This window comes from Planctomonas deserti, assembly GCF_003067705.1.
In the GTDB taxonomy this organism is placed as follows: Bacteria; Actinomycetota; Actinomycetes; order Actinomycetales; family Microbacteriaceae; genus Planctomonas; species Planctomonas deserti.
Genome location: NZ_QANL01000068.1, coordinates 1 through 669 on the forward strand (window position 1 = coordinate 1; position 669 = coordinate 669).

Sequence of the window (669 nt, forward strand, 5' to 3'; positions counted from 1 at the left end):
GTAGTCCACCAGCATCACCTGCGGCCGCTCGGCCACTTTCTCCAGCGCCTGATCCACCGTCGATGCCGTAATCACCTGCACCTGCCAGCGGCCGAGCAACGCGCGCATGCCGTCGAGGATCTCTTCGTCGTTGTCCACGCACAGCACGCGCAGGCCCGCCAACGAATCGCTCCGCACCGGCGCGGCGACGGGCTGTACCGGCGCGGCCAGTTCGGTGTAGCCCGGTAGCGGCGCCACCCGCGGCAGGATGATCGAGAACATCGACCCTTTGCCGACCCGGCTGCGCGCATTGAGGCGATGATCGAGCAGGCGCGAGATGCGCTGGCAGATCGACAGGCCCAGGCCCAAGCCCTGCTCGCCCCAGTCGAAGGGCTGCTGGTAGCGGTGGAACTCGTCGAAGATCTGCCGCATGTGGTGCTCGGGAATACCGGGACCGGTATCCCACACCTGCAGTTCCACTTCGTCGCCGCGCTGGCGTACCGCCAGCACGATGCGCCCCTGCCGTGTGTAGCGCAGCGCGTTGGCCAGGAAGTTCTGCAGCACGCGGCGCAGCAGGCGGCGGTCACTGCGCACCCATGCCGGGCGTGCGAACAGGTCCAGGCGCAGGCCACGGCCGGCGGCGACCGGGGTGTACTGCGCGGCCAGTTCGCGCATCAACGCACTCACGTC

The 669-nt window shown here is 68.8% G+C and carries 1 protein-coding gene; it reads right to left on the reverse strand.

Annotation, left to right across the window (positions count from 1 at the left end):
• The coding region (locus tag DAI20_RS19580) for an ATP-binding response regulator (protein WP_205781505.1) at nucleotides 1-654 on the reverse strand (654 nt) is incomplete at its 3' end.
• Nucleotides 655-669: the final 15 nt, after the last annotated feature.